This is a genomic window from Embleya sp. NPDC050493 (assembly GCF_044458105.1).
In the GTDB taxonomy this organism is placed as follows: Bacteria; Actinomycetota; Actinomycetes; order Streptomycetales; family Streptomycetaceae; genus Embleya.
In genome coordinates, this window is the sequence record NZ_JBITHP010000051.1 from 22177 (window position 1) to 36842 (window position 14666).

13 protein-coding genes are annotated in these 14666 nt (G+C 71.3%); 7 read left to right on the top strand and 6 right to left on the bottom strand.

Annotated elements, in window-relative coordinates; genetic code table 11:
• Window positions 1-49 precede the first annotated feature (49 nt).
• Window positions 50-955, top strand: a complete 906-nt coding sequence (locus ACIBM5_RS45655; RefSeq protein ID WP_396012617.1) for a helix-turn-helix domain-containing protein — start codon at window positions 50-52, stop codon at window positions 953-955.
• A 418-nt stretch (window positions 956-1373) separates the two neighbouring features.
• On the top strand, window positions 1374-1496 hold the full coding sequence (locus ACIBM5_RS45660; RefSeq protein WP_020556480.1) for a hypothetical protein: 123 nt from the start codon (window positions 1374-1376) through the stop codon (window positions 1494-1496).
• 106 nt (window positions 1497-1602) lie between these two features.
• Here ACIBM5_RS45660 and ACIBM5_RS45665 read toward each other — a convergent pair whose 3' ends face one another.
• The 5 genes from ACIBM5_RS45665 to ACIBM5_RS45685 form a co-directional block, all read right to left on the bottom strand.
• Window positions 1603-1944, bottom strand: coding sequence for a DUF397 domain-containing protein (locus ACIBM5_RS45665; protein WP_396012627.1), 342 nt, complete (start codon window positions 1942-1944; stop codon window positions 1603-1605).
• Between the two features lie 136 nt (window positions 1945-2080).
• On the bottom strand, window positions 2081-2923 hold the full coding sequence (locus ACIBM5_RS45670; protein WP_396012618.1) for a hypothetical protein: 843 nt from the start codon (window positions 2921-2923) through the stop codon (window positions 2081-2083).
• A gap of 120 nt (window positions 2924-3043) precedes the next feature.
• Window positions 3044-4744 (bottom strand): serine/threonine-protein kinase, encoded by a 1701-nt coding sequence (locus ACIBM5_RS45675; RefSeq protein WP_396012619.1) that lies wholly within the window; start codon window positions 4742-4744, stop codon window positions 3044-3046.
• A 181-nt stretch (window positions 4745-4925) separates the two neighbouring features.
• Window positions 4926-6098 carry a cytochrome P450 gene (locus ACIBM5_RS45680; RefSeq protein ID WP_396012620.1) on the bottom strand — a complete coding sequence of 391 codons (1173 nt, stop codon included), beginning with the start codon at window positions 6096-6098 and terminating at the stop codon, window positions 4926-4928.
• 18 nt (window positions 6099-6116) lie between these two features.
• A complete protein-coding gene (locus tag ACIBM5_RS45685; RefSeq protein ID WP_391586653.1) occupies window positions 6117-6743 on the bottom strand; it encodes a TetR/AcrR family transcriptional regulator in 627 nt (208 codons plus the stop codon).
• A gap of 227 nt (window positions 6744-6970) precedes the next feature.
• Here ACIBM5_RS45685 and ACIBM5_RS45690 point away from each other — a divergent pair, with 227 nt between their 5' ends.
• From ACIBM5_RS45690 to ACIBM5_RS45710, 5 genes are all read left to right on the top strand, one after another.
• Complete coding sequence (locus tag ACIBM5_RS45690) at window positions 6971-8146, top strand: CaiB/BaiF CoA transferase family protein (RefSeq protein ID WP_396012621.1); 1176 nt, start codon at window positions 6971-6973, stop codon at window positions 8144-8146.
• Window positions 8147-8215: 69 nt separating this feature from the next.
• Window positions 8216-8920, top strand: coding sequence for a nitroreductase family protein (locus tag ACIBM5_RS45695; RefSeq protein WP_396012622.1), 705 nt, complete (start codon window positions 8216-8218; stop codon window positions 8918-8920).
• Window positions 8917-9768 (top strand): SDR family oxidoreductase, encoded by an 852-nt coding sequence (locus tag ACIBM5_RS45700; protein ID WP_396012623.1) that lies wholly within the window; start codon window positions 8917-8919, stop codon window positions 9766-9768. Before ACIBM5_RS45695 ends, ACIBM5_RS45700 begins: the two co-directional genes overlap by 4 nt.
• Window positions 9769-9770: 2 nt before the next feature.
• Complete coding sequence (locus tag ACIBM5_RS45705) at window positions 9771-11360, top strand: acyl-CoA synthetase (RefSeq protein ID WP_396012624.1); 1590 nt, start codon at window positions 9771-9773, stop codon at window positions 11358-11360.
• 196 nt (window positions 11361-11556) lie between these two features.
• On the top strand, window positions 11557-12468 hold the full coding sequence (locus ACIBM5_RS45710; protein ID WP_396012625.1) for a DUF2797 domain-containing protein: 912 nt from the start codon (window positions 11557-11559) through the stop codon (window positions 12466-12468).
• Between the two features lie 45 nt (window positions 12469-12513).
• Here ACIBM5_RS45710 and ACIBM5_RS45715 read toward each other — a convergent pair whose 3' ends face one another.
• Window positions 12514-13737, bottom strand: coding sequence for a hypothetical protein (locus ACIBM5_RS45715; RefSeq protein WP_396012626.1), 1224 nt, complete (start codon window positions 13735-13737; stop codon window positions 12514-12516).
• Window positions 13738-14666 lie beyond the last annotated feature (929 nt).

Consider the following 14666-nt stretch of genomic DNA (forward strand, 5'->3'; position numbering starts at 1 on the left):
GTCCTCGCTGGATGCGAGATCGCTGCCGACAGCCTTTGGGGGGCGGCCGATGGGTACACGGGACCCGATGTTCCAGGGGCGCAGGCTCCGGGCACTTCTGCGTCAGACGCGTGAAGCCCGCGGCTTCATCCAACGCGACGTCGCGCAGGAAATGGACTGGTCGCTCTCCAAGTTGATCCGCATCGAGACCGGTCAGGTCAACGTCTCCACCACCGACCTGAAGGCGCTGCTCCAGCACTACGGCGTCGTCGAGCCCAGCCGGGTCGCCGAGTTCATCGACATGGCGAAGGCGTCGAAGCAACGCAGTTGGTGGTACGCGTACCGAAACATGCTCGACACCGAGGCGAAGGTGTTCCTCGGCTACGAATCCTCGGCCACCGTCATCCGCAACTTCGAACCGCTGCTGATCCCCGGCCTGTTACAGACGGAGGAGTACGCGCACGAGGTGCTCCGGATACTCAATCCTCCCGACTTCCCCGTCGACGAGATGCTCGCGCTGCGCATGGAGCGTCAGGAGCGGCTGATCCGCCCGGACGGACCCACACTGCACTTCATCGTCGACGAGAGCGTGATGCACCGCGCGGTCGCCGGCCCGGCCGTCATGCGCCACCAGATCCGCCGCATGCGCGAGTTGGTGGACTGGCCGACGATCACGCTGCGCGTGGTCCCGTTCTCGGCCGGCCTGTACTCCCGGGCCCGGATCGCCTATCAGCTCATGGAGTTCCCCGACCTGGAGGACGAGGCGGTCCTGTTCATCGAGAACCCCTCGGGCGACATCATCATTCGCGAGGGCAACCCGGAGGATCCGCCGACCGTCTCGCCGCTCTCCTACCTGGAGACGTTCTGGGGCCTGGAACAGCTCGCCTCGCGAGACGCGGCGCCGGCCGCCCTGGAGGCCGCGCTCGAACGCTTCGCACCCGGTTCGACACCATCGCTCACCACCGTCGCCGAGTGATGCGGAACGGTGCGGACACACGCGTCCGTGCCGGCAGCGGGCCGGCCGACCGACTGACTGCACGCGCGCTGCCAGGATGCGAGTTGAATACATCCCAAGAGCCACTTGGCTGATTGCCTCTCCCTGCGCATAATGGCAGGTGAGTACCCGTTGCTCGATGTCGATGAGCAGTACGGTTTCGCGGCGGCCACCGCGGGCCTTTGAGCGAGTTGTTCCGAAGTCGGATTTCACGACTTATCGGGGCAACTCGTTCTTTTTTGTCTGTTCCCTCGTGCACGGCGGAGTCGGCCGACTCTGGCGGAAGCGGACATCTCCATGCACAATCACAGTTGAGGGCATTAACGCCGTCCACCCCGCCCCTGCACGGTACACACCGTCGGCATGAAAGGACGCTTGATCAGGGAAAGGAGGTGAACTCGTGCAGGACGACTTCGAGAGGATGCTTCGCGTGATCTTTCTGCTGGTAGCCGTGGCCGCGGTCACCGCAGGAGCGCTTTACTACACGCTTCGCGCCGCCGGACTGCTCACCCTCATCGGGTAACGGATACGACTCACCCCGGGCCTTCGGCCCATTCATCAGCGGCCTGCCGTCCGGCAGGCCGCCTCGTCCGTCGGAGTGTCGTCGGGCCGGCGGCGTACCGATCCGGTCAATCCGGGATTCGGCCGGTGGCATGGAGAAACGATCCCCATGACCGGGCCCCGAAGGCCAGCCGCGGCGCAGGTGCCTTCGAGTCCCTGACCTGGACCTTGTCGTCCCGCCTGGCCTCGACACAGTTGGTGTTCGCGCTCGCGCTGCTCTTGCGCCACGCACGCCCCAGCGGATCGAACTCCGCCATGACTTGCCTCCGAATAGGGCCGATGGAAATAGGAAAGCCGCCGACCGGATGATTCCGTGCAGGGTCGACACCTCTGCGGGTTGACCGACTTCGAGGGCGTGCGCATATCCTAGCGCCCGATCTCGGCCGCACGTGAAATCCGACCGCACCCATCCGTATGAAATCGAGAGCTGTCGCCTGGCGAATTGCCAGGTGGCGGATTGCCCTGTCGCTCACTCGTTCGCAGCATTCCCGACCCGCCCGGATATGACCGATGAACGGGAGAGGCGAAAGCCGTGAATTCGGAACATCAGGGTCCGGATCCGTTCTTTCCCAGTCGATCCCGGAGGCTGTCGACCAATCGGAGGAACGGGTCCGTGGGCGGAGCCTTGGGCGGATCGATCACGGTCTCCCGAACCACCGCCACCACCGGGCCCTTGCGCACGATGCCGAAGTCCACGTACTGGTCCAGGTCGCCGTTGATCACCCCCTGGGTGCGCCACGCGTCGCCGGACCGGTCCAGCGCCTCGATCCGGGGCCGACCGTCCGCCGCGGGGTTGGGCTGGTTGGTGGGACACGAGCCGGCCATGCCGCCGGTGAAGTCGGTGGCCGCCAGTTCGGCCGTGCGCTCGTCCGGGTAGCGGACCAGGACGACCAGTCCGCCGCCCTGTCCGGCGTGGATGAACACGCGCTCCTGCGCCTCCACCGCGCCGAGCCCGGAGATGGTCTGCGTCGCACACGGACCCAGACTCTCGGTCAGCGCCTCCCGGGTCTCCGTCACGCGCCAGTTCTCGTACACCCCGGCCACCACCGGAAACTCCTGCACGCTCGGGTAGAGCGCGTCGCTCAGCACCGGGGCGAGGGTGGTGGTCACCGGGCTCACCGGCGGCTGCGACGCGGCGGCCTCCCGGCGCGGCGGGGGACCGTCGTCGGACTCGATGCCCACCAGGGTCGCCCCGCCGGCGATCAGCACGAGGGAGGCGGCGCCGATCAGGGCCCGGTTGCGCAGGCGCCGGCGGCGGACCGCCTTGTGGATGCCGGCGACGGGCGGCAGCGGGACTCGTGGGGCGAGGTGCACGACGAGTTCACGAAAACGCTCGTCGAGTCGCTCCACGTCGTGGTCGTCGTCTGCGTGCTCAGGGCTGTGCCGCATGTCCGAACTCGCCGTTCCCCACTCGACCGGGCATCTGTGGCCCGGCAGGCCGTTCCGCATTCGACAGGTGTTCAGTTTGACGTATGGGCCGCGCGCGATGGTTCCCGGCCGGTCGGGCGCTCATCCCGTCTTGCGGGTGAGCGTGCCCCGCGAGGTCGAGGTCAGCAGGCCGTCGCCCGGCGCGACGTAGGACATGGTGTTCGAGGTCGACGACTTGAGCTCGATGTCGCCGTCCGCGCAGCCCGCATTGCGGGTCAGGTGGCTGGTCAATCGCACGCCGGTGTCCGCCGAGACCGAGAGCAGTTCCAGGTCGGCCTCGCAGTCGGCCTTCTCGCCGAACTGCCCGGTGGAGGTGAGCAGGCTGATGCCGACCTTCTTGTCGCCCACCTTCCCACCCGTCAGCGTCACGGTGACCTGGGAAACACTGCCCAGATCGGAGTGCATGGTCCCGGACCAGGTGCCCCGGTATACCTGCGGCAGCGTGCCCGGGCCGCTGCTCGGTCCCCCGGAGGCCTGCGGGCTCCCATCGGCCGACGGCGACTGGTGGCCCTCGCCGGCAGCCACGCGATCCGGGTCGTGTTCGTCGCCCTCCCACGGCCGCAGCAGCGCGAGGACGACGGCGCCCGCGATCAGCACGACGGCCAGCGGATACACCCACCCGCGCCGCCACCACGGGCGCGGCGTCGGAGCCGGCGGCGGCACGTACGTCTCGGGTGCCGCGCCGGCGGGCGCTGCGGCGACGGCCGCGGGGACCGGGGGCTGCGGGGGCGCGGCGCCCGGCGGGATCTCCGAGGGGCGGGGCGGCGGGGTCGCGGGGCCGGGCGGGGCCTCCGCCGGGTGGGGCGGCGCGGTCGCCTCGGTCGAGCGGTCGTCCCACGTGGGCGCGCCGGTGCCCGCGGACACGAACGAACCCGCGTCCGGCGCGCCGTCGTCGTCGAGTTCGAGCAGTTCGATCGCGCGCCGCGACAGCGCGGTGGTCAGGTCCGGCGGCAGCCAGTTGCCCGCCACCAGGTCGCTCGTACCGTCCGGCGCCAGCGCGGCGAGCAGCTCGGCCGGGGTGGGCCGGGAGGCCGCGTGCTTGGTCATGCACGCGCCGACGATCTCGCGCAGGGTGGCCGGCAGTTCGTCCAGACGTGGCTCCTGCGCGACGATCCGATACATCAGCGCCTGTCCGCTGCCCTCGCCGAACGGTCCCGTCCCGGTCGCGGCGAACACCAGCACCGAGCCGAGCGAGAACACGTCGCTGGGCGGCCCGATGTCGCGCCCGTCGACCTGCTCGGGCGACATGAATCCGGGCGAGCCGACGGTGTGCCCGGTCCGGGTGAGCACCGAGGCGTCCATCGCGCGCGAGATGCCGAAGTCGATCACCCGCGGCCCGTCCAGGGACAGCAGCACGTTCGACGGTTTGATGTCCCGGTGCACCAGGCCGGCGTCGTGCACCGCGATCAGCGCCTCGGCCAGGCCCGCGCCGAGGGTGCGCACGGTCTCCTGGGGCAGTGGTCCGCGCCCGGCCACCGCCTCGTAGACGCTGGGTCCGGCGACGTATCCGGTGACCACCCACGGCGTGCGGGCCTCGGTGTCGGCGTCCAGCACCGACGCGGTCCAGGCACCGCCGACCCGCCGTGCGGCGTCCACCTCGCGGCGGAACCGCTCGCGGAAACCGGGGTCGTCGGCCCACTCGGCGCGGACCACCTTGATCGCGACGATCCGACCACCCCGGTTGCGCCCGAGGTAGACCCGACCCATGCCGCCCGCCCCCAGCACGCGGAGCACCCGGTAGCCGCCGATTTGCCGCGGGTCCTCGGGCTCCAGCGGTTTCACAGGACATCCCCCTCGTCATCCGGCAGTTGGCCAGAGAATACGCGGCTGTCCGCATTTGGGGGGTCCCGGACGACCGGTCCGGACCGGATCCGAGGTGCTTCCCTCGGACCGGATCCGGGCCGGCGGGCGGAGGGTGGTCGGTCGGGGGTCGCCTGGTCGGGTGGGGAGTCGAGCGGGCGGCTCAGAACTCGACGGGCAGCGCGATCAGGCCGCGGATGAAGGACGACGGGCCGTGTGCCAACTCGGCGTCGGGGGCCAGGCGCAGGTCGGGCAGCCGGCGCAGCAGTTCCTCGAAGGCGACCCGGATCTCCAGGCGGGCCAGCGAGGAGCCGAGGCAGAAGTGCGGCCCGGTACCGAACGCGATGTGCGGGTTGGGGGTGCGGAAGGCGTCGAAGCGCTCCGGCTCGGCGAACACCTCGGCGTCGCGATTGGCCGCCCCGTAGAGCATCATCACGGTCGAGTCGGCCGGGATCACGGTGCCGTGCAGCTCCACGTCACGTGTCGTGTGCCGGGCCATGTTGACCACCGGCGACACCCAGCGCAGCGATTCCTCGACGGCCGACGGGATCAGCGTCGGGTCCTCGCGCAGCCGGGCGAGTTGGTCCGGGGCGGCCAGGAGCGCGGCGATCCCGCCGGAGATCACGTTGCGCGTGGTCTCGTTGCCGCCCACGAGCAGCAGCAGGGATTCGCCGATCAGCTCGTCGAAGGACAACTTCTCACCGTCGATCTCGGCGCCGACCAGGATGCCGATCAGGTCGTCGGAGGGGGTCTTGCGGCGGTCCTCGATCACCTGCGTGGTGTAGGCGACGTATTCGGCGAACGCCTCGCCCGCCTTGTGGCTGAGCTCGCCGCCGTCGGAGAGCATCACCATCACGTCGGCCCAGTGCTGGAGCTGGTCGCGGTGCTCGGCGCCGACCCCGAGCAGTTCGCCGATCAGCGTCATCGGCAGCGGCGCGGAGAACTGCCGGACCAGGTCGGCGCTGCGGCCGCCCGCGATCATCGCGTCGATCAGCGCGGTGACGATGTCCCGGACGTGCTCCTCCATCGCGGCGATCTGCCGGGGGGTGAAGCCCTTGGAGACCAGCTTGCGGCGGCGGTAGTGGGTCGGGTCGTCGGAGTCGATCATCGAGGGCTGCGGGTAGCCGATCGGACGCGAGCCCTTGGCCGAGGAGAACAGTTCGGGGTTGCGCTCGGCCCAGGCCAGGTCGGCGTGCCGGCTCAGGCCCCAGACGCCGGCGCGCTCGCTGTAATAGACGGGCGCGTGCTCGCGCAGCCAGGCGTAGTCGGCGAAGGGGTCGCCGGCGTACCAGTCCCGGTCGAGCAGGTGGATGTCGCGGGTCGTGGGTGCCGTCATGGCAAGCCTCCGGGATGATCAGGTGTCGAGCGGGACGAAGAGTCGGACGGCGGTACGCATCAGGTCCTGCACCTCGTCGAGCGCGCGGCCCCGCGCGGTGAGGCTGACCAGGCCGGAGAGCAGGACGTGGCCGAGCACCGTCTCGATGTCGCGCCGCCGGTCCGCCTCGGCGCCCTCCCCGCCGTCGGGCGTTTCGCCGAAGGCCAGGCCGGTGATCCGGTGGATGCTCTGGTGGAACGTCTCCTGCGACTGGCCGGCGGACGGGTCCGGCGCCGTCGCGGCCTGCACCACGGCCTCGGTCAGCAGCCGGTTCTCCGCGCTGACCTCGACGATCCGGCACAACAGCGCGGCCAGTCGCCCGGCCGGGTCCGCGGGCAGCGGCCGGGCCGCGAGCTCGTCGGCGAGTTCGCCGATCCACAACGCGGACACCTCGCTCAGCAGGTGGTTCTTCGAGGTGAAGTAGCGGTACACGGTGGCCCGGGCCACCCCCGCGCGGTCCGCGACGTCGTGCATCGTCACGGCCGCATAGCCGCCCTCCAGGGCGAGGTCGCACGCGGCGCGCACCAGCCGCTCGCGCCGGGCCTGTTGGTCGCGGGTGAGCGATCTGGTGAGGGTGATCGTCGAACTCGTGCGGGGTTCGGCCACGGGAGAGAGCCTGTCCTCTGGGTCGCGCTTCGGGCTGGGTGCCGTGGGCTTGATGCGGGGCCGGTGCGGGGTCGGGTGCTCGGGACACTGCGGTCCCGGGCGGTGCGCCGACTCGTTCCGCGGTGATCTTGCCTACGGATGAGACGGAAGTCTAGTCTGACGTCTCGTCAGATCTAGTGAGAACGTGTTTCAGTAATTTCGGGGCCCGATCGATCGCCGGAGACGCCGTGACCGCCAGAAAAGGACCCCTCGCAGGCATTCGCGTGGTGGAGTTCGTCGGCCTCGGGCCGGGCCCGTTCTGCGGGATGCTGCTCGCCGACCTGGGCGCCGAGGTGCTGCGCGTGGACCGCGCGGACGAGGCCCGCAAGGGCTTCGCGAAGCCGCCGCGCAACCCGATGAACCGGGGTAAACACTCGATCGCGGTCGACCTCAAGCACCCGGACGGGGTCGAGCTCGCACTGCGCCTGCTCGCCGACGCCGACGCGCTGATCGAGCCGTTCCGGCCCGGCGTGATGGAACGCCTGGGCCTGGGTCCCGACGTGGTCGCCGCGCGCAACCCGCGGCTCGTGTACGGCCGGCTCACCGGCTGGGGCCAGACCGGGCCGCTCGCGTCGGCGGCCGGACACGACATCGACTACATCGCGCTGGCCGGGATGCTGGAGCCGATCGGCCGGGCCGGCCAACCGCCGAGCATTCCGCTCAACCTGATCGGCGACTTCGGCGGCGGCGGCCTGCTGCTCGCCTTCGGCCTGGTCGCGGCGCTGCTGGAGGCGGCCCGCTCGGGGCAGGGCCAGGTGGTGGACGCGGCGATGATCGACGGCGCCGCCACGCTGGGGGCGACCTGGTTCACCATGGGCGCCGCCGGCATGCTCGGCCCGCGCGGGACCAACATGCTCGACGGCGGGGCGCCGTTCTACGACGTGTACGAGACCGAGGACGGCAAGTACGTCGCGGTCGGCGCGATCGAGCCGAGGTTCTGGGCCGAGCTGATCCATCGGCTCGGGCTGGCCCGGGAGCCGGTGTTCGCCGACTTCGCCAAGCAGCACGACCCGGCGCACTGGCCCGCGATGAAGGCCCGACTCGCCGAGGTGTTCGCGGGCCGCACCCGGGATGCGTGGTGTGCGCTCCTGGAGGGCACCGAGACCTGCTTCGCGCCGGTGCTCTCCCCCGGCGAGGCGCCGACCCATCCGCACCACGTCGAGCGCGGCACCTTCCTGCACGCCGACGGCCTGCCCGAACCGGCCCCCGCACCGCGCTTCTCCCGTACGCCCGCCGCCGTGCCGGACCGGCCGGTGCACCCGGGCCCGGCCGCGAAGGGTGGCGACACCGACGCGGCACTGGCCGGGTGGGGCCTGGACGCGGCCGAGATCGAGGGCCTGCGGGACGCGGGCGCGATCGTCTGACCCCGCATCACCACCGGCACGAACGCCAGGCATCAGGCATCAGGCATCAGGCATCAGGCAGGGGATCGTATGGAACTTCACGAGGCGCTGTACACCACGCGCGCAATGCGCCGGGTCGGGCCGGATCCGATCCCGCCCGACGTGCAGGCCCGGATCCTGGACGCTGCGGTACGCGCGCCCAGTGGCGGCAACTCCCAGGGCTGGCGCTTCCTGTTGGTGGACGACCCGGGCGTCAAGGGCCGGGTCGGCCCGCTGTACCGGGACGCGATGGACAGCCTGTGGAAGACCGTGTACGCGTCGCGCGTGGCCGCCGCCGAGGCGGATCCGGACAGTGCGGAGAGCCGGTCCTTCGTCCGGGTGCGGCGCTCGTCGCAGTGGCTCGCGGACAACTTCGAGCAGGTGCCGCTGTTCATGTTCGGCTTCACCCGACACGATCCGACCGGCGGCTCGATCTTCCCGGCGGTGTGGAGCGCGATGCTGGCCGCGCGCGCCGAGGGAGTGGGCACCGCGTTGACCGCGGTGCTGGGCATCTCGCATCGGGACGCGGTCCTGGAGGTGCTCGGGGTGCCGGCCGGCGAAGGTTGGCACATGGCGTGCTGCGTGTCGTTCGGCTACCCGACCGGCACGTGGGGCGTGGCGCCCAGGACGCCGGTGCACGAGGTGGCGTATCGCAACACCTGGGGCGCGCCGATCGGGTTCGAGGTGCCGGCGCCGTTGTGGCCCGCCGAGGGTGCGGCGTACGTGCCCACCACGTTCGAAGGAGATGCCCGGTGACACGTGCCGACCTGCCGCTGCGGAACACGGTGGCCCTGGTGACCGGAGGAGGCAGCGGAATCGGGCTGGGTTGCGCCCGGCGGTTCGCCGCGGACGGTGCGCACGTGCTGATCGCGGGCCGCAGTGCGGACCGACTGCGCGGCGCGGTGGCCGAGTTGGAGAAGGAGGCGGCGAACGGCGCGCGCATCGCGTACGCGGTGACCGACGTGACCGACGAGGACCAGGTCCGGGCGGCGGTGGCGAGTGCGGCCGAACTCGGGCCGCTGCGTGCGGTGGTCGCCTCGGCGGGTGGCAACTCCACGATGGGGCCTTTGACTTCGATCGACACCGCCAAGTGGCGCGAGACGGTCGAGCTGAACCTGACCGGCACGATGCTCGTGCTCAAGCACACGGCCCGGCTGATGGCGGCGGCCGGCGGCGGCTCGTTCGTGGCGATCTCCTCGATCGCCTCCTCGACGACGCATCGCTGGTTCGGCGCGTACGGCGTGAGCAAGGCCGGCATCGACCACCTGGTTCGGCTCGCCGCCGACGAACTCGGCGCGAGCGGTGTCCGGGTGAACAGCATCCTGCCCGGCCTGGTGGCCACCGAGATGGTCGACGCGGTCACCCGGGGCGGCCCGGTCCTGGACGACTACCTGGAGTGCACGCCACTCGGGCGGGTCGGCCGGGCCGACGACATCGCCGCGCTCGCGGCCTTCCTGGTCGGCCCCGAGTCGACCTGGATCACCGGCCAGAACATCAACGTGGACGGCGGACACCACCTGCGCCGGGGTCCGGACTTCCGGGCCTTCCTGGAGCCGGTCTTCGGCGCCGACGGCCTGCGCGGCATCGTCGCGGAAGGGAACTGACAATGACCCAGCGGGTATTCAACCTGGCGGACCTGTTCGAGGTCGTGGTGGACGCCTGTCCGGATCGGCTCGCGCTGGTCGCGGGCGAGGTGCGACTGACCTACCGCGAACTGGACGAGCGGGCCAACCGGGTCGCGCACGCGTTCGTCTCGGCGGGGCTGGCGACCGGCGACCACGTGGGCATCTACTCGCGCAATCGGGCCGAGTGGCTGGAGGCGATGATCGGCGCGTTCAAGGCGCGGATGGTGCCGATCAACATCAACTACCGGTACGTCGAGGACGAGCTGCGCTACATCGTCGACAACGCGGACCTGGCCGGGCTGGTCGTCGAGAGCGGTTACCTGCCCAAGGTCGCGGCGGTGCGCTCCGGTGCGCCGGCGCTCGCGCACGTGTTCGTGCTCGCGGACGAGTTCGACGAGAAGCTCGACGGGAGCATCGACTACGAAGCGGCGCTCGCGGCCGAGAGCGGTGCTCGCGACTTCGAGCAGCGCTCTCCCGAGGACCGGTACATGGTCTACACCGGCGGGACCACCGGCTTCCCCAAGGGCGTCGAGTGGCGCTCGCACGACATCTTCTGCTCGGCGATGGGCGGCGGGAACTTCGGCGGCGAGCCGATCGCGGACCCCGAACTGCTCGCCGCCAAGGCCGAGGGCGCCCCGCTGGTCCAGATGTTGACCACGCCGCTGATGCACGGCAACGGCCAGTGGGTGACCTGGATCACCCTGTTCAGCGCGGGCACCGCGGTGATGTGGACCGGTCTGCGCTACGACCCGGCCGAGATCCTGCGCATCGTCGAACGTGAGGGCTGCGTGACGATGATGCTGGTCGGCGACGCGATGGCGCGCCCGATCGCGGACGCGTTGGAGAGCGGCGAGCACCGCGTGGAAACGCTCAAGGTGATCGGTTCCGGCGGCGCGCTGCTCTCCCCGTCGGTCAAGGCCCAGCTCACCCGGCTGATCCCCGGCCTCTACATCGCCGACAGCTTCGGCGCCTCGGAGTTCGGCGCGGGCAGCTCGCAGACCCCCGGCGGCCGTTTCCCGCTCAAGCCCAAGACCGCGGTGCTCGGCGAGGACCTGCGCCCGGTGGGCGTGGGCGAGAGCGGCCGGATCGCCCGAACCGGGTACATCCCGATCGGCTACTACAAGGACCCGGTCAAGACCGCGGAGACCTTCCATATCGACCCGGACGGTGTGCGCTGGGTCATCCCCGGCGACTTCGCCCGGGTCGAGGACGACGGTGACGTGACCCTGCTCGGCCGCGGCTCGGTGTGCATCAACACCGGCGGCGAGAAGGTCTTCCCGGAAGAGGTCGAGGGCGTACTCAAGGCGCACCCGGCGGTGTACGACGCGGTCGTGGTCGGCGTCCCGGACCCCCGCTTCGGCGAGCGGGTGGCCGCGGTCGTCTCGCTGCGCCCGGGCCACACGCTCAGCACGGAGGACGTGGCCGAGCATGCCCGGGAGCAATTGGCCGGATACAAGATCCCGCGCGACCTGGTCACGGTCGCCGAGGTACCCCGAACCCCGGCGGGGAAGCCCGACTACCGGTGGGCGAAGGAGACGGCGGTGGGAGCGTCGGTCGCGGGCGGGGAGTGAGGGGCGCGCCCGGGTCGAGGGCGCCGACGCGGCGGGGGTGACCGCCGGGGTGGCGCCGGGTCGGGGGTGCCGACACGGCGGGGGTGACCGCCGGGGTGGCGCCGGGTCGGGGGGCGACGTGCTCACGGGCGCTCGGGCGTGCCGACGTGCTCGGGGGCGGGCGGGGCGTGGGGGTGGGGTCGCTTATCGTGGGCGTATGACCGTGCCTCATCAGCGAATCGGGCTGCTCGCCACCGGGATCCGTTGGCATGAGGGTCGGCCGCATCTGGTGTCGATCGATGCGGCCGATGAGGAGTCGCTCCAGGTGCTCGCTCCGGGTACCACCGCGGGGTGGCGGCTGTCCGGGCCGCGTACGTGTGTCGGGATCCGACGCAAGGGCGGGCGGCGGATGCCGTGTCCCGTGCTTGCGCCGCTGCCGGCGACGGCTCCGCGGGCACAGTGCGATGCGTGTGCGCTGGCCGATCCGGGACGCAAGCTCGCGCGTGACCAGGCGATGGACGATCCGCGGCCGTTCTCGCTCTACCTCGCGTGGTTCGGGCCCGGACTGGTCAAGGTCGGCCTCACCGCCACCGAGCGCCGCGCGGCCCGACTCGCCGATCAGGGTGCGCCGATGTTCACCTGGCTCGCGCACGGCCCGCTGGTGCCCATCCGCAACACCGAGCGCGCGTGCTCGGCCACCGGCACGGTCCGGGAGCGCATACCGCACAAGGCCAAGGCGGCGGCCTGGTGGCGCACCCGCGTACCCGGGCCGCCGGCCGAACTCGCCTACGCGCACGCGCGGTTGACCCGACTTCTGCCCGACACGCTGACTCCGGCGCCGTGCGACATCCAGGACCTGACGCGGTTCTACGGCCTGACCGACCCGCCGCCGCCGACCCGGGACCAGGTCGCCGGGCTCGCCCAGGATGCGCTGCTGCACGGCGAGTTCACGTGCGTCGCGGGGCACGACGCACTGATCACCACGGACACCGGGCCGCTGTTCGTCGACCTGCGGCTGCTCACCGGCTGGCAGTTGACCCCGGCCCGGGGCAGCATCCGAGGCATCACCGTCAAGCCCTTGGAAACGGGCCGGGCGCCGGACGGATCGGTGCAGGAAGGGCTGTTCTGAGGCCGGCCGACGGATGGAAGGTGCATCCCCCGCCGGTTCGAGGCGTCAGATGCGGGATACGACCGGGCAGGTGCCCGGCGCCGCTCCCTCGTCGATGGGCCTACTGCGGTTGTACGGGTCCACCGTTGCCGGGGCGGTCGGCGCGCCGGTGGAGGGCGGGCCGGTGGATATGCGGTCCGCCGGGAACTGTGGACGCACGAAGCCGTCCATCCGGGTGCACGAACTGTTCGAGACCTCGTAGTCGAACCTCGCCATGGCGATCCGGCCGCGCGCGGTCGACCGATAGCGAGGCCCCCGGTAGACCTTGGTGTCCACTACCCGGCGAACCACCGAGCGGGTGACGCTCGCGCCGGCTCCGCTGCCGGTCTTGGCCACCGGGTAGACGAACGAGTAGTCGGTGTGCACCGTCAGCATGCCCTCGCGGTCGGTGTCGTAGCTCGTGATCCCGTTGACCTTGACCACCGAGCCGACCGGCTCGACGTCCGTGGGGTCGAACCTGGTCATCCACGCCTTCGGGTTGTCCCCGTCCGCATCCCACCGCGTCGCGGTCACCGAATTCTCGATCCGGGCGACGAGCTCGTCGGACGGATCCAGCAGGGCGAGCACGCCGGCCGGGCGGGCACCCGCGAGCACGTCGCGGTCCAGGTTGCCCGCGATCAGCAACCGGCGGGTCAGGTCCAGGGCCTCGGCGACCTCGGCGACGGAATACCCGGGCACGGCCTTGGCCTCGGGCATGGACAGGCCCGCCTCGTTGTCCGCGTAGTTGATCGCCGGCGACCCGGCGAACGGGTTTTTCCGGGTCGGCGTATCCCGGTCCACGCCCCGCTGTTCCGCCGCCACCGACGGCACGGAGGTGGCGACTCCGGCCACCGGCGGCTGCACCAGCGGGTCGTCCGCGGTGGCCGTATTCGATGCGGAGAACCAGCCGAACACCCGGTTCGGAGCGGCGGCGAAGGCCACCAGAGCGAGCACCGCGACGGTCACCACGACCGTCTTGAGTCGAGGCCGCCGGCGGCGCACCCCGGGCCCATCGGACCGCCAAGGCTGCTGCTGCGGCGGCTCGTTCGCCCACCGACGGGCCAACATCCGTGCCCGCGCGGAACCTTCCGTTCGGGTCGCGCCCCTGACGAACTCCTCGTCGAACACGTACCCGGCAAACGGGTCGTTCGCATCGGCCCCACCCGACGGACCACCCGACGGGCCACCCGACTGTTCATCCATCCGGTCGCGGCCATCGCCGGCGTCCCGGTCCCCCCGATTCTTGGACACGGGGGAAGGATATCCACCCCAACCGACAGTCCGGTCGCCACGGCGGCACATCACGTTCCCGGACGCAACCCGTCGGCCCGACGACCCGATCGTTTCCGTCCCGGACACCTCCTTCGCCGAACACGGGGGCGTTCCCCGACGGGAGGTGGGTGTCACCTGCGGGAAAGGCGTCGGCGGCGGCGATGGGTGGGTGGAGCGGGTGGGTTGGTTGGTTGGTGGGTTGGTTGGTGGTGGGTTGGTTGGTTGGTGGCGGGTGGGTGCTTTCGTCGGGTCCGCCGGTTGACCTTCCTGGATGGGCGGGGTGCTCTCGGCGTGCGGCCGCGCCTTGGTCGGGTCGGGCGCGGATGGCTCTGTGCTAACCGGTCGGCGTGGCCTGGCGGAGATCAGCCCGGTCCCAGGGTCACCGGCGGTCAGGAGCCCTGGGCTCCCCGGCGAGACGAGGGCGTCGCCTGCGGAGAAAAGCGCTGGCAACGGCGGAGCGGGTGGGCACTGCCGTCAGGTCCGCCGGGGGACCTTCCAGGGTGGGTCGGGCGTTCTCGGCCGGCGGTCGCGCCTGGGTGGGCAGCGGGTGGCCTTGTGCTCACCGGTCGACGTGGCCTGGTGGAGATCGGCCCGGTCCCACGGTCACCGGCGGTCAGGAGCCCTGGGCCTCCCGGCGAGACGAGGGCGTCGCCTGCGGAGAAAAGCGCTGGCAACGGCGGAGCGGGTGGGCACTGCCGTCAGGTCCGCCGGGGGACCTTCCAGAGTGGGTCGGGCGTTCTCGGCCGGCGGTCGCGCCTGGGTGGGCAGCGGGTGGCCTTGTGCTAACCGGTCGACGTGGACCGGCGGAGATCAGCCCGGTCCCAATGTCACCGGCGGTCAGGAGCCCTGGGCTCCCCGGCGAGACACCGGTGTTGCCTGCGGAGAAAAGCGCTGGCAACGGCGCGGAG